The sequence below is a fragment of the Arthrobacter sp. 01T414 genome, from assembly GCF_056398965.1.
Genome location: NZ_JBFTQK010000006.1, coordinates 19169 through 45842 on the forward strand (window position 1 = coordinate 19169; position 26674 = coordinate 45842).

Annotated in this window: 24 protein-coding genes; 8 read left to right on the forward strand and 16 right to left on the reverse strand. The window is 68.0% G+C overall.

Going from position 1 to position 26674, the window contains the following annotated elements; translation table 11 throughout:
• Positions 1-5: 5 nt before the first annotated feature.
• The 10 genes from AC1DK9_RS13635 to speB form a co-directional block, all read right to left on the reverse strand.
• On the reverse strand, positions 6-1250 hold the full coding sequence (locus AC1DK9_RS13635; RefSeq protein ID WP_476916257.1) for a 5-methylcytosine restriction system specificity protein McrC: 1245 nt from the start codon (positions 1248-1250) through the stop codon (positions 6-8).
• On the reverse strand, positions 1237-3465 hold the full coding sequence (locus AC1DK9_RS13640; protein WP_476916258.1) for an McrB family protein: 2229 nt from the start codon (positions 3463-3465) through the stop codon (positions 1237-1239). The genes AC1DK9_RS13635 and AC1DK9_RS13640 overlap by 14 nt, the downstream gene beginning before the upstream one ends.
• Positions 3466-3589: 124 nt before the next feature.
• Positions 3590-3844 (reverse strand): hypothetical protein, encoded by a 255-nt coding sequence (locus AC1DK9_RS13645; protein ID WP_476863321.1) that lies wholly within the window; start codon positions 3842-3844, stop codon positions 3590-3592.
• An 81-nt stretch (positions 3845-3925) separates the two neighbouring features.
• A complete protein-coding gene (locus tag AC1DK9_RS13650; protein WP_476916404.1) occupies positions 3926-4357 on the reverse strand; it encodes an acyl-CoA thioesterase in 432 nt (143 codons plus the stop codon).
• An 80-nt stretch (positions 4358-4437) separates the two neighbouring features.
• On the reverse strand, positions 4438-6501 hold the full coding sequence (locus tag AC1DK9_RS13655; RefSeq protein ID WP_476916259.1) for an ABC transporter ATP-binding protein: 2064 nt from the start codon (positions 6499-6501) through the stop codon (positions 4438-4440).
• On the reverse strand, positions 6498-8231 hold the full coding sequence (locus AC1DK9_RS13660; protein WP_476916260.1) for an ABC transporter ATP-binding protein: 1734 nt from the start codon (positions 8229-8231) through the stop codon (positions 6498-6500). The genes AC1DK9_RS13655 and AC1DK9_RS13660 overlap by 4 nt, the downstream gene beginning before the upstream one ends.
• Positions 8232-8485: 254 nt before the next feature.
• Positions 8486-10534 carry an MDR family MFS transporter gene (locus AC1DK9_RS13665; protein ID WP_476916405.1) on the reverse strand — a complete coding sequence of 683 codons (2049 nt, stop codon included), beginning with the start codon at positions 10532-10534 and terminating at the stop codon, positions 8486-8488.
• 94 nt (positions 10535-10628) lie between these two features.
• Positions 10629-11114: a MarR family winged helix-turn-helix transcriptional regulator gene (locus AC1DK9_RS13670; RefSeq protein ID WP_476916261.1), complete on the reverse strand. Its 486-nt coding sequence runs from the start codon at positions 11112-11114 to the stop codon at positions 10629-10631.
• A 149-nt stretch (positions 11115-11263) separates the two neighbouring features.
• Positions 11264-12931, reverse strand: coding sequence for a thiamine pyrophosphate-binding protein (locus AC1DK9_RS13675; RefSeq protein WP_476916262.1), 1668 nt, complete (start codon positions 12929-12931; stop codon positions 11264-11266).
• Positions 12928-14016: an agmatinase gene (speB, locus tag AC1DK9_RS13680; RefSeq protein ID WP_476863325.1), complete on the reverse strand. Its 1089-nt coding sequence runs from the start codon at positions 14014-14016 to the stop codon at positions 12928-12930. Before speB ends, AC1DK9_RS13675 begins: the two co-directional genes overlap by 4 nt.
• 333 nt (positions 14017-14349) lie before the next feature.
• On the opposite strand from speB, the gene AC1DK9_RS13685 reads away from it, so the two are divergent.
• Positions 14350-15171: a DUF559 domain-containing protein gene (locus AC1DK9_RS13685; protein WP_476916263.1), complete on the forward strand. Its 822-nt coding sequence runs from the start codon at positions 14350-14352 to the stop codon at positions 15169-15171.
• Between the two features lie 171 nt (positions 15172-15342).
• Here AC1DK9_RS13685 and AC1DK9_RS13690 read toward each other — a convergent pair whose 3' ends face one another.
• The gene (locus AC1DK9_RS13690; protein WP_476863327.1) at positions 15343-15918 is read right to left on the reverse strand and encodes a helix-turn-helix domain-containing protein; all 576 of its coding nucleotides are present in this window, start codon (positions 15916-15918) and stop codon (positions 15343-15345) included.
• Between the two features lie 276 nt (positions 15919-16194).
• Between AC1DK9_RS13690 and AC1DK9_RS13695 the strand changes: the two genes are divergently transcribed.
• The gene (locus tag AC1DK9_RS13695) at positions 16195-17721 is read left to right on the forward strand and encodes a sodium:solute symporter family protein (RefSeq protein WP_476863328.1); all 1527 of its coding nucleotides are present in this window, start codon (positions 16195-16197) and stop codon (positions 17719-17721) included.
• Between the two features lie 131 nt (positions 17722-17852).
• Here the strand turns inward: AC1DK9_RS13695 and AC1DK9_RS13700 are convergent, their stop codons facing one another.
• Positions 17853-18086 carry a hypothetical protein gene (locus AC1DK9_RS13700; protein ID WP_476916264.1) on the reverse strand — a complete coding sequence of 78 codons (234 nt, stop codon included), beginning with the start codon at positions 18084-18086 and terminating at the stop codon, positions 17853-17855.
• A 302-nt stretch (positions 18087-18388) separates the two neighbouring features.
• Between AC1DK9_RS13700 and AC1DK9_RS13705 the strand changes: the two genes are divergently transcribed.
• The gene (locus tag AC1DK9_RS13705) at positions 18389-19573 is read left to right on the forward strand and encodes a VIT1/CCC1 transporter family protein (protein WP_476916265.1); all 1185 of its coding nucleotides are present in this window, start codon (positions 18389-18391) and stop codon (positions 19571-19573) included.
• Positions 19573-20508 (forward strand): matrixin family metalloprotease, encoded by a 936-nt coding sequence (locus tag AC1DK9_RS13710; RefSeq protein ID WP_476916266.1) that lies wholly within the window; start codon positions 19573-19575, stop codon positions 20506-20508. Before AC1DK9_RS13705 ends, AC1DK9_RS13710 begins: the two co-directional genes overlap by 1 nt.
• Positions 20509-20538: 30 nt before the next feature.
• Here AC1DK9_RS13710 and AC1DK9_RS13715 read toward each other — a convergent pair whose 3' ends face one another.
• Both AC1DK9_RS13715 and AC1DK9_RS13720 read right to left on the reverse strand, forming a co-directional pair.
• A complete protein-coding gene (locus AC1DK9_RS13715) occupies positions 20539-21672 on the reverse strand; it encodes an LOG family protein (RefSeq protein WP_476916267.1) in 1134 nt (377 codons plus the stop codon).
• Positions 21673-21680: 8 nt separating this feature from the next.
• On the reverse strand, positions 21681-22175 hold the full coding sequence (locus AC1DK9_RS13720; protein ID WP_476916268.1) for an SRPBCC family protein: 495 nt from the start codon (positions 22173-22175) through the stop codon (positions 21681-21683).
• Positions 22176-22228: 53 nt separating this feature from the next.
• On the opposite strand from AC1DK9_RS13720, the gene AC1DK9_RS13725 reads away from it, so the two are divergent.
• The gene (locus AC1DK9_RS13725; protein ID WP_476916269.1) at positions 22229-23011 is read left to right on the forward strand and encodes a gamma-glutamyl-gamma-aminobutyrate hydrolase family protein; all 783 of its coding nucleotides are present in this window, start codon (positions 22229-22231) and stop codon (positions 23009-23011) included.
• Positions 23012-23019: 8 nt separating this feature from the next.
• On the opposite strand, the gene AC1DK9_RS13730 is transcribed toward AC1DK9_RS13725, so the two are convergent.
• Positions 23020-24288, reverse strand: coding sequence for an MFS transporter (locus tag AC1DK9_RS13730; protein WP_476916270.1), 1269 nt, complete (start codon positions 24286-24288; stop codon positions 23020-23022).
• 171 nt (positions 24289-24459) lie between these two features.
• Here AC1DK9_RS13730 and AC1DK9_RS13735 point away from each other — a divergent pair, with 171 nt between their 5' ends.
• From AC1DK9_RS13735 to AC1DK9_RS13745, 3 genes are all read left to right on the forward strand, one after another.
• A complete protein-coding gene (locus AC1DK9_RS13735; RefSeq protein WP_476916271.1) occupies positions 24460-24909 on the forward strand; it encodes a MarR family winged helix-turn-helix transcriptional regulator in 450 nt (149 codons plus the stop codon).
• A gap of 137 nt (positions 24910-25046) precedes the next feature.
• Entirely contained in the window at positions 25047-25406 is a 360-nt protein-coding gene (locus tag AC1DK9_RS13740) for an ArsR/SmtB family transcription factor (protein WP_476916272.1), read from the forward strand.
• On the forward strand, positions 25403-25885 hold the full coding sequence (locus AC1DK9_RS13745; RefSeq protein ID WP_476916273.1) for an SRPBCC family protein: 483 nt from the start codon (positions 25403-25405) through the stop codon (positions 25883-25885). Before AC1DK9_RS13740 ends, AC1DK9_RS13745 begins: the two co-directional genes overlap by 4 nt.
• Here AC1DK9_RS13745 and AC1DK9_RS13750 read toward each other — a convergent pair.
• Positions 25843-26637: a triose-phosphate isomerase family protein gene (locus tag AC1DK9_RS13750; RefSeq protein WP_476916274.1), complete on the reverse strand. Its 795-nt coding sequence runs from the start codon at positions 26635-26637 to the stop codon at positions 25843-25845. The genes AC1DK9_RS13745 and AC1DK9_RS13750 overlap by 43 nt on opposite strands.
• Positions 26638-26674 lie beyond the last annotated feature (37 nt).

Below are 26674 nucleotides of genomic sequence, written 5' to 3' on the forward strand. Positions count from 1 at the left end.
CGCCGTCAGCGGCTGATCGTCGCCTGCCGGACCACTTCGCCCCACGACTGCTGCGCCAGGTCAGCGACGGACGCCAAGATTTCCGAGGGTGCCAGAGACAGATCAAGCGGGAATTCCACCACATCGATATCGGTGTTGAGGATCCGCCGCAGCTTGATCTCCCCCGCGCCAGGGTAAACCAGCCACGCCGTGGGCACCCTCAGCGAGGTGCAGTACGCGAGCATCCGGTAGTGGTCGCCGGAGAGCGAAGCGCCTGCGTCGGCGGCCGCCTTGTACTTGGCGTCGTACACCATAACGGGCCGGCCGCCCAGCAGGTGCACCGCGCCCGGTTGCACCGTGATCCGGTCCGAATCCCGGACCGCCTCATTCAGCAGGGAGTTGTAGCGCAAGCGCATCTCCCCCGGGTACGCGGCCATGGCCTCGCGCAGCGCCGTGCCGACAAAGTCCTCGAAGACCTTGGACATGTCCACCACGAACGACGCCGAGTGCTGCTTGCCGTCCCCGGCCTCGGCCGAGGCGTTGCGCAGGATGACCTCCGCGAGCCGCAACGCCGCGTGGTACCGCGTGTTCATCCGGTTGGCCCGCCACTGCGGCAGCGGGGCGCCGGACTGCAGCCGCATCACGGCGTCGAGCTTGCCCTTCAGCCGACGCAGCCGGCTGAGCACGTCGGCCCGAACCCCCGGCACCTGCGACATCCGTTCAAGGGCCGCGCGCAGGATACGGTTTTCCGGGATGTCCTCGGTGAATTCGTCGTAGGAGACCTCAAGCGGGACCAGCAGCCCGGGGCGGCGGGAGATCTGGTCCGAGATCCGGATCCGGCCCTTGACGGTGCGGAGCGACTCGTCAACGTTCAGGTAGCCCTGCAGCACGCCGCGGCTGAGGGCGCGGTCGGCGAGCTGGGCCAGGGACTCGGCCAGGGCACTCCAGAGGTCACTGTCCTCGACGGCGGCCACATCGTCGTCCCGGAAACCCTGGTTCTCCGCGTAACCGAGCAGGAACAGGAGCCGGCGCAGACCCAGCCGCTCCTTAGGCCGCACTTCCAGCTGCACCGAGGGGGTGCGCACGGAGCCCACCTTGCCCACGGGCTCGATCCGGAACAGACCCATACCCAGTGGTGAGGCCTTGGCCAGGCCGCTGCCATTGATGTACGCGGCGCTGCCGGCGTCGATCCGTTCCACCACTCCCCCGGACAACTCATCCAGGACGATGTGCTGGACGGCGCTGCCTGGGGCAACGCTAGGCGCGCGCAAGGCGGGCCATCAGTTGCTCAAGGCCGAACCGTTCCTCCAGCTGGGCCCGGTTGAGCTGGCCGTGGTAGTGCTCCTCCAGCAGCGGCATCAGCTCGTACTTCCAGATCCGGCGCAAACCGGTGGGCGTCTGGGCGGCCTTCTTCATGAAGTAGGACGGACCAATCATCAGGTCCCGGTCCCACTCGTCGATGGCGTTGTTGAGCTCATCGAGTAGCAGCGCCGGCGTCGTGTCCAGGTCGCGGGCCTGCAGGAAGCGCAGCAACGATCCCTTGACCGGCTCGGTCTTGGGGTGCAGTTCAATGAAGGAGAACCGGCGGCGGATGGCCGCGTCCATCATCGCGATGGAGCGGTCGGCGGTGTTCATGGTGCCGATGATGTACAGGTTGTCCGGCAGTGAGAACGGCTCGGTCGGGCTGTACTGCAGGTAGATCCGGTCGTCGCGGTACTCCAGCAGGAAGTACAGCTCGCCGAAGACCTTCGCCAGGTTGGCCCGGTTCATCTCGTCGATGATCAGGAAGTACGGCTTGCCCTCGTTGCCCGGCTTGGCGGCTTCCTCGGCCAGCCGGCGCAGCGGCCCGGCCACGAGCTTGAACGACACTTGGCCTTCGTCGGTTTTGTCCGGCCGGTAGCCTTCGAAGAAGTCCTCGTAGGCGTAGGAAGGGTGGAACTGAACCAGTTTGACCCGCTCGTCGCTGGTGTCCCCGGCCAGTTCGGCGGCCAGGTGCTTGGCGAGGTAGGTCTTACCGGTGCCGGGCGGGCCGTAAAGCACCAGCTGGCGGTTTTCCTCCAGCAATTCGGCGATTTCCTGCAGCGGTTCGAGGTCCATGTGCAGGGATGCGGCGAATTCCGCCGTCAGCGGGCGGAACCCCTCGCACGGTTCGACGGCGGTGTCCGGCTCCGCGCCGTCGCCGGCGTCGGCCTCGGCTTCGGCCGGGAGCAGGGTCTCGAGCGCTTGGATCACCCGGGTGACGTCCACGATCAGGCCGGAACTGGCCAGCTGGCGCTGCACATGGCGGGGCAGCTCCGTCATCGAGTGGACCTCGTCGAACCAGCGGACCTTGCGGCGCAGCCGGCGGTTGTCATCATGGTGTTCGGGTTCGCCCAGCACTACGCCCACGCGGACGCTGCCAGAGTTCTGGTACAGCGTGAGGTCGCCTGGCTTCATGACGGTCAGGAAGGCGAAGACTGCGGTCTTGGTGTCCTCGCGTTCCACATAGCTGAGGTGCTTGTAGTCCTCGTCCACGGCGTGCTGGACCAGGCCCGCGGTCACGCCCGGATCGAGCAGGCGGAGGTGTTCGACGTCGAGCGTCACCGCTTCCTCGTCCTGCCAGGCGGCGAGGACCTCGGCGTTGTCGTGGTGGCTGCGCAACAGCCAGGCGCGGCGGCCAGGGTCGCCCACCTTCCGCCACTGGCTGACCAGCTGGCGGGAATACCAGTCGATCCGCTGGCCGGCCTGTTCATCGAGGTGCAGCCGGATCCGGTGGATGTCCGCGGAGACCTCCGCGTCCGAGTCCCCCTTGGCCCCGCCGACCAGGGAAGCGAAGGCGTCGCGGATTTCCTGGCGTTCGACGTCGGCCACGACGGGTTCGAAGTACGCCGGCCAGACCAGGAATTCGATGCTGCGCCGGATGGCGGGCTGGTCCTCGGGGGTGCCAATGGTGAGTTCGTGGAAGGCCAGCGGATCCTTGATTGCGGCCTGGACGACGCCGGCCGGGCGCTGGGCGACATGCCGGACAAAGCGGCAGAGCCATTTGAGGTGGTCCCAGATGGTCCAGTTGAACTCTGCGGTGCGGTCCCGGATGACGCCGTGGTCCGTCATGCCCGCATAGAGTTCGTCGGGGAGCTCCAGCGGCGGCTCCAGCCAGGACGCGGCCTCGGCGACACGGGCCCGCTTGACCTTGAGCGACTTCACTTCATGGGCCAGCGGCAGCGACTGCAGGAACAAGAGCTCCACGGCCAGCTGCTTCGCCCCGCGGGTGGCGCCCTCTAGGTTTTCGCGGAGGTTGGTCATCATTGGCGCCTTGGGGTCCGGAATGCCCCGTTCCAGACGCTCCAGCAATTCCGAAGCCGCCGCGACCGACCAGGTCCTGGTCCGGCCATCCAGCGGCGACGCTTTGCCGAGCAGTCCCGGGCCAAGCACAAACCACGCCGCGTCTTCGATCTCTTTGGAGATGCCGAGGGCGCGGTGCATGGCGGGCTTTTTGTTGGGGGTCATGCCTTCAATTTACAGGCTTAAGCTGAACGTCCGCATCAAGGCGGTTCCCCACAGCGGAACTTAACTACCGGTGAGTAGCTTCCCTGGCTGCGGCCGATGGCGGGAGTTGAACGGCCGCCGGGGGCTACTTGGCGGCCGGGCGGCGTTTGACGCCGAAGGTGAAATAGGTGCCCGGTCCGACGAAGTTGATCAGGGTGGCTGCCCGCCACAACGCCTTGCTACCGCGGATCTCCTCCGCGGGGCGGCGCGAGATGTCGCGCTGGGCGGCGACCAGTAAGGAAAGCTGGACCACGGCGGCCGTGATGGTGCCGAATTTGGCCATCGGCGAGAGCTCTTTCCAGGTCTTCTTCCGCGCCTTCATCTTGCTTCGCTTGGCCATGATCCGTGCTCCTAGCTGTGATTATGCAGGCTTCCCGCGGGCGTGTTCAGTCTAGGACCGATCCCGCAGCTGAGATAGGGCCTAGTGGGTCTGGCGGGCTGCCGCGAAGGGGGCGAGCTTTGCCTTCTGCTCCGGGGTCAGCCGCAGCACACGACCGGTGCCCTCGTCCACGAACGCGAGGTGGCTGCTCGCCTTGACGCAATCCTCGCCGGTGACGGGGTCCTTGACCATGTAATGGATGTCGAAACTGGCCCCCTTGACCGCGCCCACCCACAGTTGCACCACGGCGGGAACATTCCGGTATTCGAGGGTGCGGACGTAGCGGATCTTGTGCTCGACGACCAGCGCCAGCGTGCCCTCCGGGACGTCGTTGAAAAGCGACACCTCGGGTTCAACCCCGGGCAGGCCCGCGCCCCGCGGCGGGCCGAAGGCCGCGATCCGGGCCTCCTCCAGGATCCGGACGATTTGGACGTTGTTGATGTGGCCGTAGGCGTCCATGTCGCCCCAGCGCATCGGCACCTGGACCTCGAGGATCCGCGGTTCCACGTTCCCTGGGGCCGTCCCGGCCCCTGCCCCGGCCCCGGTCCCGGCGCTCAGCTTCGCACCGCCGTCGGCTCTTCTGCGAGCGATTCCTCGGCGTCCTCGCCCGCGAACTGGGACATGTAGAGCCGGTAGTAGGCGCCGCGGAGTTCCAGCAGCTCCGCGTGGCGGCCCTGTTCGACGATCCGCCCGGCCTCCATCACCAGGATGGTGTCCGCGTCCCGGATGGTGGAGAGGCGGTGGGCGATCACGAAGCTGGTCCGCTCGGTGCGCAATGCGGCCATGGCCTTCTGGACCAGGACCTCGGTGCGGGTGTCCACCGAGCTGGTGGCCTCGTCCAGGATCAGCAGCGAGGGGTTGGCCACGAAGGCGCGGGCAATGGTGATCAGTTGCTTCTCGCCGGCGCTGACGTTGTTGCCTTCCTCGTCGATGATCGTGTTGTAGCCTTCCGGGAGCGCCCGGACGAAGCGGTCCACGAAGGTCGCCTTCGCGGCGGCCATGATCTGCTCCTCCGTGGCGTCCAGCTTGCCGTACCGGATGTTCTCGTAGATGGTGCCGCCGAACAGCCACGCGTCCTGCAGGACCATGCCCACCTTGGAGCGCAGCTCCGCACGGCTGAGCTTGGTGACGTCGACGCCGTCGAGCGTGATGCTCCCGGCGTTCAGCTCGTAGAAGCGCATCACGAGGTTCACCAGGGTGGTCTTGCCCGCGCCGGTGGGACCGACGATCGCCACGGTGTGCCCGGGCTCGGCGGTGAAGGACAGGTCCTCGATCAGCGGCTTGTCCGGGGTGTAGCTGAAGGTCACGTGCTTGAATTCGACGTGCCCGTCCGTCTTGGCGGGGAGGTGCTCGACGGCGGTTTCGGCGTCCTGCTCGTCGGCGTCGAGGAACTCGAAGACCCGCTCGGCGGAGGCCACGCCGGACTGCAGCATGTTGGCCATACCGGCCATCTGCCCCAGCGGCTGGGTGAACTCGCGCGAGTACTGGATGAACGCCGTCGCGTCGCCCAGGCTCATCCCGCCCGAGGCCACCCGCAGGCCGCCGACGACGGCGATCCCCACGTAGCTGAGGTAGGAGACGAACTGCATGACCGGCATGATCATCCCGGACACGAACTGGGCGCCGAAGCTGGCCCGGTAGAGCTCTTCGTTCCGCTCGTCGAAGCGGGCCAGCATGTCGGCGTCGCGGCCGAAGACGCGGACCAGGTCATGGCCGGAGAAGGACTCCTCGATCTGGCCGTTGAGCTCGCCGGTGTTCTTCCACTGCGCGGCGAAGAGTTTCTGGCTGCGGGCGCCGATGATGCCGGCGGCCACGCCGGAGAGCGGCAGCGCGATCAGGGCGATCAGGGCCAAGTGCCAGGACACGATGAACATCATGATCACGATGCCCAGCACCGTCAGGGCGGAGTTGACCAGCTGCGCGAACGCCTGCTGCAGTGCCTGCTGGATGTTGTCGACGTCGTTGGTGACACGCGAAAGGGTGTCGCCGCGCTGGCGGGTGTCGAAGTAGTTCAGCGGAAGCTTGTTGAGTTTCTTCTCGGTGTCGTCGCGCAGCCGGCGGACCACCCGCATGACCAGCACGTTCAGGACGTAGCCCTGCAGCCAAAGGAAAATGTTGGCAACGAAGTACATCACCAGGACCACGCTGATCAGGAAGGCCAGTTTCTGGAAGTCGATGCCCACGCCGGGGACGACGTCCATCCTGGCCAGCATGTCCGCGAAGTTGTCCTGGCCCTGGGAGCGGAGCCCGGCGATGAACTGGTCCTTGGTGGCGCCGGCAGGCAGCTGTTTGCCGACCACACCGCCGAAGATCACGTCCATGGCCTGGCCGAGGATGCGGGGGGCAATCACGTTGAGGACGACGGCGACCGTCACCATCGCGAGCACGGCGGCGATGCCGGCGCGCTCGGGTTTCAGCAGCCCCATCAGCCGTTTCGCCGAGGGCCAGAAGTGTTGTGCCTTCTTCGCCGGGACCGCACCGAACATGCCGCCGTCGGCCTCGCCGGGGGTGAATTCCTCCTCGTAGAAGTCGTCGTCCGTGGCCCCAGGGGCAACGGCGGTGGCTTCGGGGACGGTTTCGGCGGGCTTCTCGAGGCCAACCTTTTCGTTGGTGCTCATGCGATGGCCTCCGTAGTCAGCTGGGATTCGACGATTTCCTGGTAGGTGCTGGAGCTTGCGAGGAGTTCTTCGTGGGTCCCGCGGTCCACGATCCGGCCGTTGTCCAGGACGAGGATCTGGTCCGCGTCCGCGATGGTTGAGACGCGCTGGCCCACGATGATGACCGTGGCGTCCGCGGTCTTGGCCTTGAGCGCCTTCCGCAGCCTGGCGTCGGTGGCGACATCCAGGGCGGAGAACGAATCGTCGAACAGGAAGACCTTGGGTTCGGTGACTAGGGCGCGGGCGATGCAGAGCCGCTGCCGCTGGCCGCCGGAGACGTTCGTGCCACCCTGGGAAATCCGGGCGCCGAGGCCGTTCTTCTTTTCGCGGACGAAGTCCGCCGCCTGGGCCACGGTGAGGGCGTCCCAGAGTTCCGCGTCCGTGGCTTCGGACTTGCCGAAACGCAGGTTGTGTTCGATCGTGCCGGAGAACAGGTAGGGCCGCTGAGGCACCATCGCCACGCGCCCGGTAATCTCCGCGCGGTCCAGCTGGGTGACGGGGACGCCGTCGAGCAGCACCTCGCCAGAGGCGGCGTCGAAGAGCCGCGGCAGCAGCGCCAGCAGGGTGGTCTTGCCGGCACCCGTGGAGCCGATGATCGCAACCGTCTGGCCGGGCTCGGCGGTAAAGCTGATGTCGCTGAGCACGGGGGCCTCGGCGCCCGGGTATGCGAAGGAGACGTTCCGGAACTCTACGCGGCCGGTTTTGGCGGCGGGCGCCACCGGGGCGAGCGGTTCGTGGATGGAGGGTTCGACGTCGAGCACCTCGCCGATGCGGTCCGCGCAGACCGAGGCGCGCGGGATCATCATCGCCATGAACGTGCCCATCATGACGGCCATCAGGATCTGCAGCAGGTACTGCAGGAACGCCGTCAGCGAACCCACCTGCATCTCCCCGGCATCCACGCGTTGGCCGCCGAACCACAAAACGGCGGCGGTAGAGACGTGCAGGATCATGCCGATCGCCGGGAACATCAGCACGAACAAGGCGCCGATCTTGAGCGAGACGTCGGTGAGTTCCTTGTTGGCCGCCCCGAAGCGCTGCGTTTCGTGCGGCTCACGGACGAAGGCGCGGACCACGCGGATGCCGATGATCTGCTCGCGCAGGATGCCGTTCAGCCGGTCGATCTTGGTTTGCATGGAGCGGAAGAGCGGCATCAGGCGGACCACGAGGTAGCCCACCACAACCACCAGGAGCGGGACCGAGACCCAGACCAGCCAGGACAGGTTGAGGTCCTCGCGCAGGGCCATGACGATGCCGCCGATGCACATGATGGGCGTGGCCACCATGAAGTTCAGCCCCATCAGCATGAGCATCTGGACCTGCTGGACATCGTTGGTGCCGCGGGTGATCAGCGTTGGTGCACCGAAGACATTCACGTCACGGGCGGAGAAGCTGCTGACCTTGCGGAAGACGCCGCGGCGCAGGTCCCGGCCAAATGCCATCGCGGCTTTGGAACCGAAGTACACGCCCGCGATCGCAGTGACCACCTGGACCAGCGCTACCCCGAGCATCAGCCCGCCGGTGCGCCAGATGTAGTCTGTGTCGCCGCGGGAGACGCCCTCGTCGATGATCTGGGCGTTCAGGCTGGGGAGGTACAGGGCCGCGATGGTGGAGGCCAGCTGGAAGATAACGACGGCCGCAATATACGGCAGATACGGCTTGGAATAGCGCCGTATGAGGGTGACAAGCATGCCCACGGGTCCTTAGGAATTCATGAAACGCAGAGGAGGAAAAACAGGAGTTGATCAAAGTATTAGCGGATGGGGCCGACAGCCTCAGCTGTCCCACTCTACGAAATCCCCCGCCGGGGTGAAACCTCCGGCTCCGGATATCGGCCAATCGTTGTACATAAGTCTTATGGCGGCCGCCCCTAGGCTACCGGGAAGCCAAAAACGGCCCCGCGGCTCCCCTGCCGGAAGCCGCGGGACCGTCGTCGCTGGCGCGTCTACTCGCCGCGGTGCCGGCCGTGCGTGGCGATGTAGTCGGCCGCCGCGCGCTGCAGCTTGCGTTCCTTGGCGAGCTGGCGCCGCAGGGTGGTGAGCTGCTCGGCCACCCGGGCCTGCTCGGTGGCGATGGCGCGCTGTTCCGCCGCCTGCTCGTGGACGGCACGCAGGGCCTCCGCGAGCTGCACCTGCTGCTCGGCCAGCAGGTGCTGGGTCTCGAGCAGCAGCGGCACGACGTCGGCCTCGTCGGCACGGGCCTCCGCCACCATGGTGCGGGCCCGGAGCCGGGCGCCTTCGCGCTCGGCCCTGGCTTCGCCGTCGCCGTTCTGGCGGTTCTCCTGGCCCAGCCGCGCGGCATCCGGGAAACGGGACCCGTTGGCGCGCTGCCGGCTCAGGACCTCGATGAACTCGCGGTCCAGGTCGACGATTCCGGTGGCGGGATCTTCTGTTCCGTCAGCGGCACCAACACGATCCGCAGCCGCCGCGTGGGCTGCCGCTCCGGCGTCGACGTCGGCACCTGAGCCGGTGACGGCGGCGGATGCGGCAGCCTCCGGCCGAATGTCCACCGTGCGGCGCAGCGGCTTTTCCTTGATGAACAGGATGGCCACAAGCGCCACCAGGCCGATGATGGCCGAGATCAGGAAGACCTCTGCAATCGCGTCACCGTAAGCGGCCCGCATGATGTCGCGGATCGGTGCCGGCATGTCCTTGAGGTCCATGCTGGCCCCGGCAGATCCCGCCGGGACCTTGATTCCGGCGGCGGCGAGGCCCTCGAGGGCGAGATCCTTGACCCGGTTGCCCAGCACGGCGCCGAGGACCGAGACGCCGATGGCGCCGCCGACGGAGCGGAAGAAGGCAACCGAGGCGCTGGCCGTGCCGATGTCCTTGGCCTGGACCGTGTTCTGGACGGCGAGGACGAGGTTCTGCATCAGCAGGCCCAGGCCGATGCCGAGGATGGCGGTGTAAATGCCGGTCAACCAGAGCTCGGTGGTGTGGTCCATAGTGCCGGCGAGGCCGAGGCCGCCGATCAGCAGGATTGCGCCCGCGATCAGGTAGCGCTTCCATTTGCCGGTACGGCTGATCAGCTGGCCGGAGAGCACCGAACCAATCAGGTTGCCCGCGATCATAGGCAGCGTGAGCAGGCCAGCTTCGGTCGGGGTGGCGCCGCGGGCCACCTGGAAGTACTGGCCCAGGAAGGTGGAGGACCCGAACATGCCGACGCCGACAGCCACAGAGGCGAGGATAGCCAGGGCGGTGGTGCGCTCGGAGATGATCTTGAGCGGGATGATGGGCTGTGCCACCTTGGATTCCACCAGTACCAGCAGGCCCAGGAGCACGATGCCGCCGCCCACCATGGCAACCGTCTGCCATGACCACCAGTCGTAGTAGTCGGGGTTGCCGGCGAAGGAAACCCAGATCAGCAGCAAGCTGACGCCGGAGGTCAGCAGGATGGAGCCGAGCCAGTCGATCTTGGCCGGGCGCTTGACGTGCTGGATCTTCAGCGTGACCTGCAGCAGGATCAGGGCGACGACGGCCAGCGGGACGCAGACGAAGAAGGTCCAGCGCCAGCCGAGCGGGCTGTCCACGATGAAGCCGCCGAGCAGCGGGCCGCCGGCGGTGCCGACAGCCATGACGCCACCCATGTAGCCGGAGTACTTGCCACGGTCACGCGGCGGGATCATCGAGCCGATGATCGCCTGGGCCAGCGCGGTGAGGCCGCCCATCGCGATGCCCTGGATGACGCGGGCGGTAAGCAGCAGCGGGATGGTCTCGGACAGGCCGGCCATGACGGAGCCGGCCACGAAGATCACGATGCTGAGCTGGACGAGGACCTTCTTGTTGAAGAGGTCAGCGAGCTTGCCCCAGATGGGGGTGGTGGCTGCGTTGGCCAGCAGGGCGGCCGTGATCACCCAGGCGAAGTCCGTCTGGGTGCCCTTGAGCTCGGACATGATGGTGGGCAGCGCGTTGGCAACGATGGTGCTGCTCAGGATGGCGGTGAAGAACGCCGCCAGCAGGCCGGTCAGCGCTTCCATGATCTGCCGGTGGCTCATGGCCACCTGCGGCTCGGAATGGTGCTGGGCGGGTTGCGTCGGCGGGGTGGGGGCCGGGGATGGCCCGGCGGCGGCAGCGTGGCTGGCCATAGAATTACTCCTCAACAAAGTTGGTCGTGTCGGTGGATCCGGCCGTCTTTGCCCGGGCTGAAGTCCTGAGGGATACAGCTAGTTTCTTTAGTGTGCGCGAGGTCTCTTCGACGTCGTCCTCGCTCCAGTCCTGCAGGAAGCCCTGCAGGGTCGCGGCGCGCTGCGCCTCGATGGAACGCAGCTTCTCGGCCCCGGCGGGCGAGAGCGCAATGAGCTGCGCGCGGCCGTCCTCGGGGTCCGGCCGGCGGACCACGTAGCCCTGCTCGAGCAGTTCCGCGAGGTGCCGGCTGAGCACGGGAGCGCTGACGCCGAGCCGTTCCGCAAGCTGCGTGGCACGGGTTTCGCCCTCCCCCACGAAGCGCAGCACGCCTTGAAGCGCGACGCCGGTATCGTCGCCGCGGAGGTTTGCCGCCGCGACGCACCGGACGGCGCGCTGAAGATCGAAGATTTGGTGGACCAGCTTGGCTGCAGTGGTCGATGCAACTGACATGTTTTGGAAGCCCCTTACTTACTTGCCCGAAGCAACAATACTATAAATTGATTGCTTTGGGAAACTAAGAAGCGATCCCTGTGGGGGCACCGCACACAAAAGGCCCCGGATCCGGGTGGATCCAGGGCCTGTTGAGTACCTCCGCGGGTTTAGACGTCCAGGTGCGTCGGGGCGAACATCTTGAGCAGCGTTTCGACGACGACGACGTTCGGCCCGTCGGCCTCGAAGCCCGCCTTCAACGCCTCCCCCACGTCCTCGGGCGCTACCCGGACGGCCGGGACGCCGAATGCCTCGGCCAGTTTGACGAAGTCGGGACGGGCCAGCTCGGTGGCTGTGGCCTTGCCGAAGGCGCCCACCATGTATTCGCGCAGGATCCCGTAGCCGCCGTCGTCGACGATCAGCCAGGTGACCGGGACGTTGTGCTGCTTGGCGGTGGCCAGTTCCGAGATCGAGTACATGGCCGAGCCGTCGCCGGAGACCGCGAGCACGCGGGACGAACCGCCCGGCGTCCCCGTGGTTTCCAGGCCCACAGCGCCGCCGATGGCCGCCGGGAAGCCGAAGCCCAGGCCGCCGGCGCCCTGGGCGGAGTGGAACTGGCCCTCGCGGGCGTCCCAGCAGCTCCAGGCCCAGTAGGCGGAGATGGTCATGTCCCAGAAGGTCTGCATTTGCGCGGGAACGGCTTCGCGGATGTCCGCCATGAACTTCAGTTCCTTGGCGAGGTCCTGTGATTCCAGCCGGGCCTTGACCTTGGCCAGGGTGTCCTTGACCAGCTCCTCGGGTGAGCTGCCGTGCCAGTCCGGGCGGGCATCGGCCGGCGAGGCAGCCAGGGCCTCGTCGAGCGCGGCAAGCGCCTGGCCGGCGTCGGCCCGGATGCCCAGGCCGGGTCGGTTGGACTCGAGGACGCGGGGTTCGGCGTCGATCTGGATGATCCGGCCCCGGGGTTCGAAGGTGAAGTAGTTGGAGGTGACTTCGCCGAGCGAGGAGCCGATCACGATCAGCACGTCGGCGTCCTCAAGCAGCTCCGTCATGTACTGGTCCTCGATCCAGGACTGGAGCGAGAGTTCGTGGTTCCAGGGGAAAGCACCGTTGCCGCCGGGGGTGCAGATCACCGGCGCGTGCAGCTTTTCCGCAATGGACAGCAGCGACTTCTCCGCGTGGCCGCGGCGGGTGCCGCCGCCGGCGATGATGGCCGGGCGCTTCGCCTCCGCGAGCCACTTCACGGCTTCGCGGACCAGCTCCACCCGGGGCGGGTTGTCCGCGGCTTCGGCGAGCGCATCCTCCACCGGCGGCACCATGATCGGGTCCAGCAGGACGTTCTGCGGGATTTCGATCCACACCGGCCCCTGCGGCGAGGAGATGGCCTCGGTCCAGGCATCCTGGATGGCCGAGGGGATGCCGGACGCGTGCTGGATCAGCCGCTGGCTCTTGGTGACGTTGGCGGCCGAGGCCTTCTGGTCATCGAGCTGGTGCAGCATGCCTTTGCGGCGCGCGCCGAGTCCTTCGAGCGGAATCTGGCTCGCCACGACCACCATCGGCACACCGGTGGCGTAGGCCTCCTGCAGCCCGGCCAGGGAGGTCAAGGCGCCGGGACCGGTGGAGAGGAAGAGAACGCCGACCTCACCGGTGGCGCGGGAATAGCCGTCCGCGGCGAAGGCCGAGTTGTTTTCCACCCGCGAGGAGACGAAGTGCAGGTTTCCCCGGCCCATGGCGTCGAAGAGTCCGAGCGCGTGCTGGCCTGGGATGCCGAAGACGGTCTTAGCTCCGAGCGCCTCGAGGGTTTCGACGACGAGGTCGCCGCCGTTGCGCACGCCGGTCACTGGGCTGCCCCGGCCTCGACCGGGGTGGCCGCCGATGCGGTGAAGCCGGCCGGCCGGCGGGTCTCGCGGCCGAGGGCCTGCGCCGCGTAGCCGTTCGGAGCGCCGCTCCGGTCGCCCTCGAGCGCGCTGTCCGCCATCAGGGTGACTAGTTCGTAGGCGACGTGGCTGGCGGCGACGCCGGTGATCTCGGCGTGATCGTACGCCGGGGAAACCTCGACGACGTCGGCCCCCACCAGGTTCATGCCGCGGAAGCCGCGGATGATTTCGAGCAGTTCGCGGCTAGTGATGCCGCCGGCCTCCGGGGTTCCGGTGCCGGGCGCGTGGGCGGGATCGAGGACGTCGATGTCCACGGAGATGTAGAGCGGACGGTTGCCGATCCGGTCGCGGACCTTGGCGACGGTTTCCAGCACGCCCTGGTAGTAGACGTCGGCGGAGGTGACGATGCCGAAGCCGAAGCGGTGGTCGTCGTCGAGGTCCTTCTTGCCGTAGAGCGGGCCGCGGGTGCCGATGTGGCTGATGGCCTCGGTGTCCAGGATGCCTTCCTCGACGGCGCGGCGGAAGGGGGTGCCGTGGGTGTACTCGGCACCGAAGTAGGTATCCCAGGTGTCCAGGTGCGCGTCGAAGTGGAGCATGGCGACGGGCTGGCCGGCGCGTTCGGCGGCGGCGCGCAGCAGGGGCAGCGCGATGGTGTGGTCTCCGCCCAGGGTCAGCAGCTTCCCGCCGGATGCGGTCAGGTCCAGCGCGTTCTGCTGGATGGTCTCGATCGCCTCGTTGATGTTGAACGGGTTGACGGCCATGTCCCCGGCGTCTGCGACCTGGATGTTCTCGAAGGGGCTCACGTCCCAGGCCGGGTTGTACGGGCGCAGCAACCGGCTGGCCTCGCGCACATGGTTGGCGCCGAAGCGCGCGCCGGGGCGGTAGGACACACCGGAGTCGAAGGGCACGCCGACCACCGTAACGTCGGCTTTGGCCACCTGGTCCAGCCGGGGCAGGCGGGCGAAGGTGGCGGCGCCGGCGTAGCGCGGGATGCGGGAGGAATCGATTGGGCCTAGGTTGCCATTGGCCTCGATGCGCAGCTCTTCCAAGGGAGGAGTCTCCTTCAAAGGTTTGTCCGACGGGTGTGACTGCCATCATACACTCGGAGTTGCCCGTCGCGCATCAGTTGTTTACCAACTACCGCGCGCTTCCACTGCCCTGTTCCCCCTAGGCCGGGCACTCCTCCCCAGTTACTCCCGACTGCAGCCCCCGCCACCCGGTCCGGCCCAGCGGGGATCCGCGGATTCCAGCCCCCCGGGCACCCCGGCCAAGTCGGTAACCGGGCGGGAACGCACCTGGCCGGCGTCGCGGAGCCCTCGAAGTTGTCCAGATAGCCACGTTTCCCCGTTCCACCCGGGGAGGCGGCAGCCTGCACTGGTCCTATGGATCCCTTGGCCTACCTTGCCCAGCTTGGCGGCGTCGCCCGGACCGGCCAGTTCTTGTCCGCCGGCTACAGCCGCCGGGATGTTGCCCGTCTCGCCCGGGTCGCCGGCCAGCCGCGGCGGGGCCTCTTTGCCCTGCCGAACTGCAGGCCCGAGTTCCTGGCCGCACTGCAGCACAATGCCCGGGTCAGCTGCGCCAGCGCCGCCGGCCACTATGGCCTGTGGCTGCGGGACGCTCCGGCCCGGCACCACCTGGCGTGCAACCACGGCCACGGCGGCGGCTTCGTCCGGCACCGGACGGTACGTTTCGAGGGACCGGCAGAGCTCCCCGTGGCCGCTGTCGAAGATGTGGTGCTGCATGCCTTGGGCTGCCTCGCTCCCCCGGCGTCCACCGCCATCGCGACGTCGGCCATGCGGCTGCTTGCTGTCCCACTGGAGCTGTTGCACGCCGAACTCACCGCAGACCGGTCCGGGACGGCCCGGCAGGCACTGCGGCAGCTGGATCTGCGGGCCGAGTCCATTGTTGAAGTCGACGCCCAACACCTCTTCAGGACCAACGGCATCGGCTACGACGCCCAGGTTTACCTGCCCGGCATCGGCCGGGTCGACTTCCTGCTCGAGGGGTTCTTGATCGTCGAGGTGGACGGTTTCGCGTTCCACTCAAGTCGCGAGGCGCTTCGCCGTGACCTTGGCCGGAACAATGCCTCGACACTCAGTGGTTTCGCCGTACTCCGGTATATGCCGGAGGACATCTGGTTCGAGCCGGAGCGCGTCCTGGCCGAGATCCGGGGCGTGCTGGCGGGACCGCGGCACGCCCGGTAGGTCTCACGCCAGGAGCTGCCGGACGCTCCCGCCCAGTTGCTGGGCCGGCTCGGGACTTCCGCGGAAAACCGGGGCTTGCGGAACGGCGGCCGCCGCGTTGCCAGTGGTAACTGGGCGGGAAGGCCCGGGCGCCGGGGCGCGAAGGCCCGGGGCGCCGGACCTCGGCCTGGCCTAGCGGCTGGCGGCGGGAACCAGCACCCAGAGCACCTCGACGGGGTCGTCGGTGGGGTTGATCCAGGTGTGCGGCTCCCGGCCGGGGAAGGTGACGGTGTCGCCGGTTCCCAGCTCGAACTCCTCGTTGGTGAGAAGAAGCCGGATGCTGCCCTTGACCACGTGGAGCACGTCGACGTCGCAGTCAACGGCGTACAGTTCCGATTCGCCGCGCCCGCGGGGCTCGATCACGGCCTGGATGATCTGCACCCGGCGCTCGGAACGGGCGGTCAGCAAGCGTTCCACGATCCCTTCGCCGCCCAGCGAGATCCGGGGGCCCTCGCCCTTCTTGGTCAGGTGGGTTTCCGGGGCGGCAAACAGCTCGCCGATCGAGATCGAGAGGACCTGGCACAGCGTCACCAGCGAACTCACCGACGGTGAGGTGAGATCCCGCTCGACCCTGCTGAGGAAGCCCTTGGTCAGGCCGGTGGCATCCGCGACCTGCTCGATGGTGAGCCGCTGGGATTGCCGGGCGGCACGGATCCTGGAACCGATGGCAACGGGAACGTTGCTCGGTTCAACGGGTAGAGCCTTCATAAGGGAACCTTTCACGGCCGTCCGCGCGGCCCCATCATTGGAGCCAATCCTAGCCGCAGACCGGTACCGGAAAGCCCTGGGGGACACGCCGCAGTCATATGTTGACTGTTACCGAGGTCACACCATATCTTTGGCAACAAGCGTTGCCTATAAGGCAATCATAAGCGCGGGCTATCCGCAGCCCGCCGCAATCCACCGCCAAGCAGCAACGGGTGCCGGCCGCAGTGCCGCGGACCGGTGATCACCCCTGCTTCGAACCGCTCCAAGGAGCCCTCAATGGATGCAAGTTTCGTCAACATCGCCATCGTGGTGGTGTATCTCATTGCCATGCTGGCCTTCGGCTGGTGGGGCAAATCCCGCACCAAGAACAACAGCGACTTCCTGGTGGCCGGCCGCCGGCTGGGCCCGTTCCTCTACACCGGCACCATGGCCGCCGTCGTCCTGGGCGGCGCCTCGACAGTGGGCGGGGTGGGCCTGGGCTACAAGTTCGGCATCTCCGGCATGTGGCTCGTGGTGGCGATCGGCGCCGGGGTGCTGCTGCTGAGCCTGCTTTTCGCCAGCACCATCCAGAAGCTCAAGATCTACACGGTCTCCCAGATGCTGACCCTGCGCTACGGCAGCCGGGCCACCCAGACCTCGGGGATCGTCATGCTGGCCTACACGCTGATGCTTTGCGCCACGTCCACCGGCGCCTACGCCACGATCTTCGTGGTCCTGTTCGGCTGGGACCGTGCACTCGCCATTGCCGTCGGCGGCGCCATCGTGCTGGTGTACTCGACCATCGGCGGCATGTGGTCCATCACCCTGGCCGACCAGGTCCAGTTCGTCATCAAGACGGTGGGCATCTTCCTGCTGATGCTGCCCTTCACGCTCAACGCTGCGGGCGGCCTCGACGGAATCCGCAGCCGCGTTGACGCCAGCTTCTTCCAGATCGATGGCATCGGTGTCCAGACGATCATCACCTACTTCGTCGTCTACACCCTGGGCCTGCTGATCGGCCAGGACATCTGGCAGCGCGTGTTCACCGCGAAGACCCCCGCCGTCGCCCGCTGGGGCGGTTCGACGGCGGGCATCTACTGCATCCTCTACGGCGCCGCCGGCGCACTGATCGGTCTCGGCGCCCGCGTGGCCCTGCCGAACATCGACGTGAAGGCACTGGGCAAGGACGTCGTCTACGCGGAGGTCGCCACCAACCTGCTCCCGATCGGCATCGGCGGCCTGGTGCTCGCAGCGGCCGTTGCCGCCATGATGTCCACCGCCTCCGGCGCCCTGATCGCGGCCGCCACGGTGGCCCGCGCCGACGTCGTGCCCTTCGTCGCCAGCTGGTTCGGCAAGAACATCAACACCGATGACACCGACAACCCGGAGCACGATGTCAAGGCCAACCGCCTGTGGGTGCTGGGCCTGGGCGTCGTGGCGATCGTGATCGCCATCATCACCAAGGACGTTGTCGCGGCGCTCACCATCGCCTACGACATCCTCGTGGGCGGCCTGCTGGTCGCAATCCTCGGCGGCCTGGTGTGGAAGCGCGGCACCGGCGTCGCCGCGGCCGCATCGATGGCGGTCGGGTCCGTCCTGACCCTCGGCACCATGATCGTGCTGGAGATCAACGCCGAGGTGCCGCTCGATGGCATCTACGCCAACGAACCCATCTACTACGGCCTGCTGGCCTCCGCGGTGGTCTACGTCGCCGTGTCACTGCTGACCAAGCCGACGGATCCCGCGGTGATGGAGAACTGGCACGAGCGTGTGGCCGGCGGAGCAACGGAAGAGCCGGAGCAGGTTCCGGCGCTGAGCCACTAGCCGGGCCGCGGCCCGGGTCCCGCTACCGGCAGGACCGGGCCAATGACGGACGACGGCGGTTCCTCCCACACGGGAGGCACCGCCGTCGTGCTATCCGGACTATTGAGGAAGCTTGCCCCCGGCGGACCCGCTTAGTCTTCTTCCTCGGGCTCGCGGAACTCGTCCGCATCGGCGGGCACGATCGGCTGCTCATCACCGAGGAAGTCTTCCGCGTCGAGCGGGACGAGCCGGTCGGCCTCTTCGAGCAACTCCTCGTCCACGGTCTCCGCATCCCCCACCGGGGCGTCCTCGGCGAAGTCGTAGGCAGGATCAGACTCGACGGAGTCCCTGGCCGGCTTAGCGGCCTGTGATCCGGTGTTGTCCATGGTGCGACCTCCGTGCGCTCGGGCTGCGGCAGGGTTCCTTGGACAGCCGCACCCGCACGCTGACGCCCGGTGCGCGGCGGGACGGGCCTGCCGCGGAAACCCGCCCTGACCCTTATTCGAACATCGCGGGCGGTGGGGGTCAAGGGCCGTCCTGCCCGGCCGACACCGGGCAGTAAGGGTGCTTACTTTACGGCGCACCGAAACTTTCCACTGAGGATTGCCAGCCGAAAATCCGCGGAATTACAGGGTACGCTGGAGTCGCAATGGGGCCGGACCATGCCCCATCAAGCCCAGGAGTTTACGTGTCTCAGCACGCCCCATCTGACCCAAACCATTCTGCCCACAGCCCCGCCGCGGGCTCTTCGGCGAGCCCGGCGGCCGTTACGTCGGCTGGACCCACGGTGAGCACTGCCACCCCGGCAGACATCAAGCGTTGGCGCCAATACCTCGCCGACGAACGCGCCGAGGCCTCTGTCTACCGCGACCTCGCGCAGAACCGCAGCGGCGAGGAACGCGAGATCCTGCTCGCGCTGGCCGAAGCGGAAGGCCGCCACGAGGCGCACTGGCTGCAGCTCCTTGGCGAACACGCCGGCCGGCCGCGCCCGGCCTCGCTCCGTAGCCAGTTCCTCGGTTTCCTGGCCCGGCACTTCGGCTCGGTGTTTGTCCTGGCCCTCGCGCAGCGCGCCGAGAGCCGCTCCCCGTACGCGAACGATCCCAACGCCACGCCGGCCATGGTCGCCGACGAACAGATCCACGAAGAAGTAGTCCGCGGCCTCGCCACCCGCGGCCGGAACCGGCTCGCCGGGAGCTTCCGCGCCGCGGTGTTCGGCGCCAACGACGGACTGGTCAGCAACCTGTCCCTCGTGATGGGCATGGCTGCCTCCGGCGTCGCCAGCTCGGTGGTCCTGCTCAGCGGTGTAGCCGGGCTGCTGGCCGGAGCCCTGTCGATGGGAGCCGGCGAGTTCATCTCCGTGCGGTCCCAGCGTGAGCTGCTGGCCGCGACGCGCCCCACCCAGATCACCCTCGCGGCGGCGCCCTCGCTGGACATCGAACACAACGAACTCCTGCTGGTCTACCTCGCCCGCGGGATGTCCCGCGAAGCCGCCGAGCACCGCGTTTCCGAACGGATGGGCCTGCTGGACTGCGACTGCGATCCGAGCCTTTCCCTGCGCCCGGAACTCCCGGAGACCGAGGACCAGCACGAGGCCGTAGGCACGGCCTGGAGCGCCGCGGCGTCGAGCTTCTGCTTCTTCGCCTCCGGCGCGATCGTGCCGATCATCCCGTTCCTGCTGGGCATGACCGGGATCGGCGCCCTCGCCGTGTCGGCAGCCCTGGTGGGCATCGCGCTGCTGCTGACCGGCGGCGTCGTCGGCCTGCTCTCCGGCACCTCCCCGGCCAGCCGCGCGTTCCGCCAGCTCGCGATCGGCATTGGCGCCGCCGCCGTTACCTATCTTCTGGGCATGGTGTTCGGCGCGGTGGTCGCCTAGTGGACGATTCCGGGTTCCGGGACCGCGGCCCGCGGCACAGCCGCGCCCGCAGTGCCGCCCGGGTCATCCGGAACCTCGCGGCCGTCATCCTGATCGCGGGAGCCGCCTTCCTGGCGGCCGGGCTGGTGTACGGCGACCCGCGTTTTGTTGGGCTGTTCGAGTTCAACGGCGGGGCCAACGCCCAGCCGGCCCACGCGCCGGCGAGCCACCCGACGGCCAGCCAGGCGGGACGCAAAGCCGGAATCCCCGCAGACGGATCGCCAATGGCGGTGCCCCCGCCCGGATTCGAAGAGCAGGACCAGCCCCTGGGCGAACCGCGGACCCCGCCGTCGGCCAGCAAGTCCTACAAGTTCCTCGCCACCAACGCCGACGGCAGCCCGGTGGGCTACTCCCCCTGCCGGCCGCTGCACTACGTGGTCAACGCCGCCCTGGCCCCCAAGGGTGCCGGCGACCTGGTGGAAAACGCGATCAAAACCATCTCTGAAGCGACCGGAATCAAGTTCGTCAACGACGGCTCCACCACCGAGGCCCCGAGTCAGAGCCGCGCTCCCTATCAAAAGGACAGATACGGCGAGCGCTGGGCTCCCCTGCTGATCGCCTGGACCACCCCGGAGCAGGCTCCGCAGCTCAAGGGTGCCGTGATCGGCACCGGCGGCAGCACCCACTTCAGTTTCGGCGACGGCCCCAAGAGCTTCGTCACGGGCAGCCTGGAACTGGACGCGCCGCAGATCGCCGAGGACCTGAACCGCGGGGACAGTTCGGCCTACGCCACCGCCGTGATCTTGCACGAGTTGGGCCACGTGATGGGCCTGGAACACGTGGACGACCCCACGCAGCTGATGTACCCCGAGATCGGCGCGCCGGACGGACTGGCCGCCGGGGATCTGAACGGCCTGTACCAGCTGGGCCATGCCGCCTGCCGCAAGGATCTCTAGGGCCTTGCGGGCCCCCAGGTGCCGCAGGCCCTAGCGTTCGAGCACGGCGAGGGCTTCCTCGACCGTGTCCACCAGGAAGATCCGGTTTTCCATCCGCCGGCCGGCGGCGAGGCTCTGCAGCAGGGGCCACGCGGGGAATCTGCGCAGCCAGTGCTCCTTGCCCACCAGCACCATGGGTGTGATGGTCTCCGGGGCGCCGTAGTAGTTTTCGCACGCGTCCTGGAAAATTTCCTGCACGGTACCGCCCGAGCCCGGCAGGAAGATGACTCCCCCGTTGCATAGCTCAAGCAGCACGGCCTCCCGGATGGCGTTGGCGAAGTACTTGGCGATGTGGGTGGCAAAGAAGTTGGGCGGCTCGTGGCCGTAGAACCAGGTGGGAATGCCCAAGGACGGGGTACCGCCGGGATGGCGTTCGACGACGGCGGCCGCGGCCCGCGCCCACGCGGACACCGAGGGCCGGAAGCCAGGGACGACGGCGAGGTCAGTCAGCGCCTGCTGGAAATCCGTTTCGTCCGCCGCGCTAAGGTAGGCGCCCAGGTTGGCTGCCTCCATGGCGCCCGGGCCGCCGCCGGTGGCGACCACCCTGCCGTTCCGCGCCAGCAGGCGGCCCAGCAGTGCCGCCTCGGTGAAGCCGGCCGAACCGCGGCTGGCAGCGTGGCCGCCCATCACGCCGACCATGGTTCGGCCAAGGCACAGCTCCGAGCGGGTCAGTTCGTCCAGTGCATCCCCGATGGAGTGGTCATGCAGCGCCGCCGCGAGTGTCGCGTCCAGCCGGTGCCGCTGGCCGGGGCGGATGCTCCACTGGTAGACCCTGGCGTCCAGGGTGTCCTCGTAGCGGGTCTGTTCCACCCCCGCGTAGAGCTCCTGCGGGGTGTAGAGCTGGCCGCGGTAGGGGTTGAACGGTACCTTTTCCAGCTTGGGAAAGATCAGGGCGCCGCGGTCGCGCAGCGAATCCTCCACGCCGTCGTCGAAGGTGCAGCCCAGGAAAATGGCACCCTGCGAGTCGAGTGACTCCAGCGCTTCCCGGCGGCCACGCAGATCCAGCGACTGCACGTGCCAGCCGTGCATGGACCGTGCGCCGTCAGCGACCAGCCGGTCGAAACTGTCAACGCTTTCGACCTCCAGGGTGCGCGGACTCGGGTGCAGGCTGCGGGCGGCGCTCATCCCGGGGCCTAGTGGAGGTGGCCCGGGGCGGCACCGGAACCCGCTGCGGCCTCCGAGGTCATGTACGCGTCGAGCTTGGCGAGGGTCTGTTCGATGTTGGCCGGGTGGCGGCGGGGGTAGCCGGCCAAGCGGAGCAGGATCCTGGCAGGTACGGCGCGGGCGTCCCACTGCTCGGTGACCAGGGTGCCGGAGTTGCCGTCGGCGTCAGCGATGGGGTTCAGCAGGTAGCGCCAGATGTGGCCGCCAAAGTGCCGCCACGCGATCCGCCGGCCCTCCTCGAACTCGCAGACGGTGTTGAGGATCTTGTAGTCCATCTTGATGTTCATTTCCATGCCGAACTTCGCTCCGAGCGCCAGCCGTTCGGGACCGCGCGGCTGGGCACCCTTCACGGTACCCGAGCCGTCGATGACGCTGTGCAGGGCCGGGGTGGCGAGCACCTCGAAGATGGCTTCCGGGGCGGCCGCGATGAAGCGGCTGCGGGACACAAGGTATCTGTTGCTCATCCGGCAATCCTAGCCCTGCGCTGCGATGCCGAAGTTGTGGTGCAAAATGAGTCATGCAGATTCCCGCCCGGCCCTTCGGCGGCCGCCCCCGCATCGGTCTTCCGGTCCGGCTCAGCAGTTCCTTGGGCCCCGATCCGCGGGTGGCCGAGGCCAACGCGCTCTTCGACTACATAGTTGACCTGGTGCGCGACGGCGGCGGCGAGCCGGTACTGCTGACCGGCGCCGAGGCGCTCGACGGGCTCGACGGCGTCGTGCTTCCCGGCGGCGGCGACCTGGACCCCCGGCTGTACGGAGAAACGGACGGCGGGACGTGTTACGACGTCAACCACGGGCAGGACGAGCTGGATCTCGCCGTGGCCCGGGGGTCGATCGACGCCGGACTGCCGGTGCTCGGCATCTGCCGCGGGCACCAACTGCTGAATGTGCTCTACGGCGGGACCCTGGTCCAGGACATGGACACGGGTTCCGTGGCGCACCGTGAACCGCAGCCCGTCCACGGCGCGGGACCCTGGGCCTGGCACGAGGTCCGGATCACCGGGGGCTCTAAAGTGGCCGGGCTGTACGGCAGCACCGGACCCGCCAGGGAATCCGGTGCTGCAGCCGCTGTCACGGTCAAGATTGCTTCCGGCCACCACCAGGCCGTGGCCCGCGTGGCGGAGGGGCTCGTCGTGACCGCGCTGGCCGACGACGGGACGGTGGAAGCCCTGGAAGATCCGGAGCGCTGGGTGGCCTCGGTGCAGTGGCACCCGGAGGCCCTGGAGCTCCCCGCCGAGGAGCGGCAGGCCCCGTTCCGGTCCTTCGTGGAGCTCTGCCGGAGCCACGCGGGGGTGGGCTAGTGCGCTAGCTAGAGCCGCTGCAGCTGCGCGTCGTGCGCGTCCTCGGCGTCGGTGGCCGCCGGAGCGTCGACCGCCGGTGCGGGCCGTCCGGCGTCGTCCATTCCTGCAGTCTTGGCACCCTTCTTGGCGGCAACGGCGGCGAAGGCCATCACCAGCAGGCCCAGCAGGGTGATGCCGGCGCCCGCCCAGATCGGCGAGGTGTAGCCGAGGCCGGCGGTGATGGTCACGCCGCCCATCCATGCACCCAGCGCGTTGCCGACGTTGAAGGCCCCGATGTTGGCGCCGGAGGCCAGGGTGGGCGCGCTGTCGGCGTACTTCATCACGCGCATCTGCAGCCCGGGCACGGTGGCGAAGCCGAAGCCGCCCAGCAGCACCATGGAGGCGATGGTCATCGGCTGGTAGGCGGAGGTGAGGGCGAAGGCGACCAGCACCACGACGAGGGCGGCCAGCACCACCAGCAGTGTCCGGTCCACGTTCCGGTCCGCGGCCTTGCCGCCGAGGGTGTTGCCGATGAAGAGGCCGACGCCGAAGAGGATCAGCAGCCACGGCACGGTGGCCGCGGCGAAGCCGGTGACCTCGGTCAGGGTGAAGGCGATGTAGGTGAAGGCGCCGAACATGCCACCGTAGCCCAGGATGGTCACGAAGATGGACAGCCAGACCTGGCCGGAGCGGAACGCACGGAGTTCGCCCCGGAGTCCACCAGAGGCAGAATCAGCGGCGGTCTCCCCTGATCCCGTTTTCGGTACAAGGGTAAGGATTCCCACCAGGGCCAGCACGCCGATGCCGGTGATGGCCCAGAACGTGGAGCGCCAGCCGGCGGCCTGGCCGAGCATGGTGCCAAATGGCACGCCCAGGACGTTTGCCGCCGTCAGCCCGGTGAACATGATGGCGATGGCGCCTGCCTTCTTGGTGGGGGCTACCATGCTGGCGGCCACCACAGCGCCGATTCCGAAGAACGCGCCGTGGGCAAGGGCTGCAATGATCCGGCCGACCATCATCAGGGCATAGTCCGGGGCGATTGCGGAGACCAGATTGCCGGCGATGAACAGGACCATAAGCACCGCGAGGACAGGTTTGCGTTCGAAGCGCGTCACCGCGGCCGTCAGGAGCAGCGCTCCCACGACGACGGCGAGCGCGTAGCCGGAGATCAGCCATCCGGCGGTGGCTTCGGTGACGTGGAAGTCTGCCGCCACTTGCGGCAGCAGGCCCATGATGACGAACTCGGTGAGTCCGATTCCGAACCCGCCGAGGGCGAGTGCTATCAGGCCGATAGGCATGGATGAGCTCCTTCAAGACTGTACGGAGGGGTTTGCGAAGCGTAAGCTATTAGTTGCAGACGCGTTCTTTATTGTTGCACACGCAACTATAGCGCGCAAGCAACTACTTTGTGGGCTGCCCGCATCCGTCGTTCGGAAGGCGGCCGCCCGAGCTGGAAGGGAGCACAACAGATGGGCATCAAGGACGACGCTGTCCAGGTCCGGGCGCAAGGCTGGCGGACCCTCGCGGCGCTGCACGGGCTGATCGAAGCGGAGCTGGAACGCTCACTGCAGGCCGAAGCGCAGCTCTCGGTGGTGGAGTACACCGTGCTGGACGCGTTGAGCCGGCAGGATGGCTGGCACATGCGGATGCAGCAGCTTGCCCGCGCCACGGCCCTTAGCCCCAGCGCCACCACCCGGCTGGTCAACCGGCTCGAGGAACGCGGCCTGTTGACCCGGATCCTCTGCGCGGACGACCGCCGCGGGATCTACACCGAACTAACTCCCAGCGGGATCGAGCTACTGGAGAAGGCACGGCCGGTTCACGACCACACCCTGGAGCGGGCCCTGGCCCAGGCGCAGGAGGTTCCGGAGCTCGCCGCACTGGTGGACGCGCTCCCCCGCCTGCACGCAGGGGTCTAAAGCCGGCCAAACCCTTGCCCGCCGGCCGGCTCGAGGCGTACGGTTAAACAACCAAGAGGTTGATCAACCAATCAGTTGAATAGTGAATACTGCTGGTTGAATACCTTGATCGGTTGGAGAATTACGGAGCTTCACCCATGGCCGCCGACGACGAGCACCTCGACTCCGCCTTCCTGGCGCTGGCCGATCCCGTCCGCCGCCACATCATCGCCCGGCTCAGCCGCGGCCCGGCCACGGTCAACGAATTGGCGGAACCCTTCGCGATCACCAAACAGGCGGTTTCGAAGCACATCCAGGTCCTCGAGCAGGCGGGGCTGGTCACGCGCACGCGGGACGCCCAGCGCCGACCCGTCCACCTGAACCCCGCACGGTTGGAGGCGCTCACCGCCTGGATCGACCGGTACCGGCTGGTCCGCGAGGAGCAGTTCCGCAGCCTCGACGCCGTGCTCCAATCCCAGGCCGCTGCGAGCGGCACCCAGGCAAAGGACTCATCATGAGCAACGCCCTGAAAATCACCGTTCCGGAAGGCTTGCCGTTCATCGACTTTGAGCGGGAGTTCGACTTTCCCGTGGCCGACGTCTTTCGCGCCCACAAGGAACCCGAGCTGGTCGTCCAGTGGCTCGGCCCCCGCCGGCTCGCGATGGACGTGGACCACTACGATTTCCGCACCGGCGGCAGCTACCGTTACACGCACACCGGGCCCGACGGCGTCGCGCACCTCTTCAGTGGGGTCTTCCACACCGTCCGGGACAACGACTTCGCCGTCCAGACCTTCGAATACGGCGGATACCCGGACGTGGTCAGCATCGAATACCTTACCTTCCGGGACCTGGGCAGCGGCCGCACCCGGCTGAGCGCGCATGCGGTCTACCCCAGCCTGGCCGCCCGCGACGGCATGGCACAGTCCGGGATGGAAGGCGGCCTCACCGAAGCCTACGAGCGGCTCGAGGAACTGCTCGCCGGTGCGGGGGCCTGAAGGGCTTCATCCAGCACCCGGCCGAGGTTTCCGGCGTCGTGCGCAAAGCGGCCCAGGAAAAGCCCGTCCGCCGCTGCCAGCTCCGGCAGCAGCCCCGGCCCCGCGCTGCCGCCGTAAATAATGGGGCAGGCCGTGCCAAGGCCTTCGCGGATGCGCCCGATCACCGCATTGACGTACCCGGGGTCGGCCGGCTGGTCGGCGCCGATTGCCCAGACCGGTTCGTAGGCCAGGACGAGTCCCGGCGTCAGCGACTCGTCGCCTCCGGTCGCGGAGCGGACCTGCTCCAGGCAGAAGTCCGCAGCCTCCTCCGGGGCGAGCCTGCCGGGCTCACCGATGCACAGCAGCGGCGTCAGCCCGGCGTCGACGGCGGCCCGGACCTTGCGGGCCACGACGACGCTGTCCTCGCCGAACTGTGCCCGGCGCTCCGCGTGGCCGATCTCCACCAGCGAGACGTCGAGTTCCGCCAGCATCCCGGGGCTCACCTCCCCGGTTAGCGGCCCGTCACCCCAGGCGCAGTTCTGGGCACCCAGGAGCACCGGCGAGCCGGCCAGGATGCTCCCCGCCCCGGCCAGGACCGGGAAGGACGGGATGACGAACACCCGCACGTCCCGGCCCGCGGCCAGGGCGGGACGGCTGTCCACCACGGCGCGCACCTCCGACAGCCAGCGCAGGCTTTGCTGGTAGCCCAGATACATCTTGGTGCTGACACCGATGTACAGGGGCGTGGCGCTGGCGCCGGAGGTGCGGCTCATGGGTCTCCTTCGGGTGGGGCGGCCGGCTACGGGACCG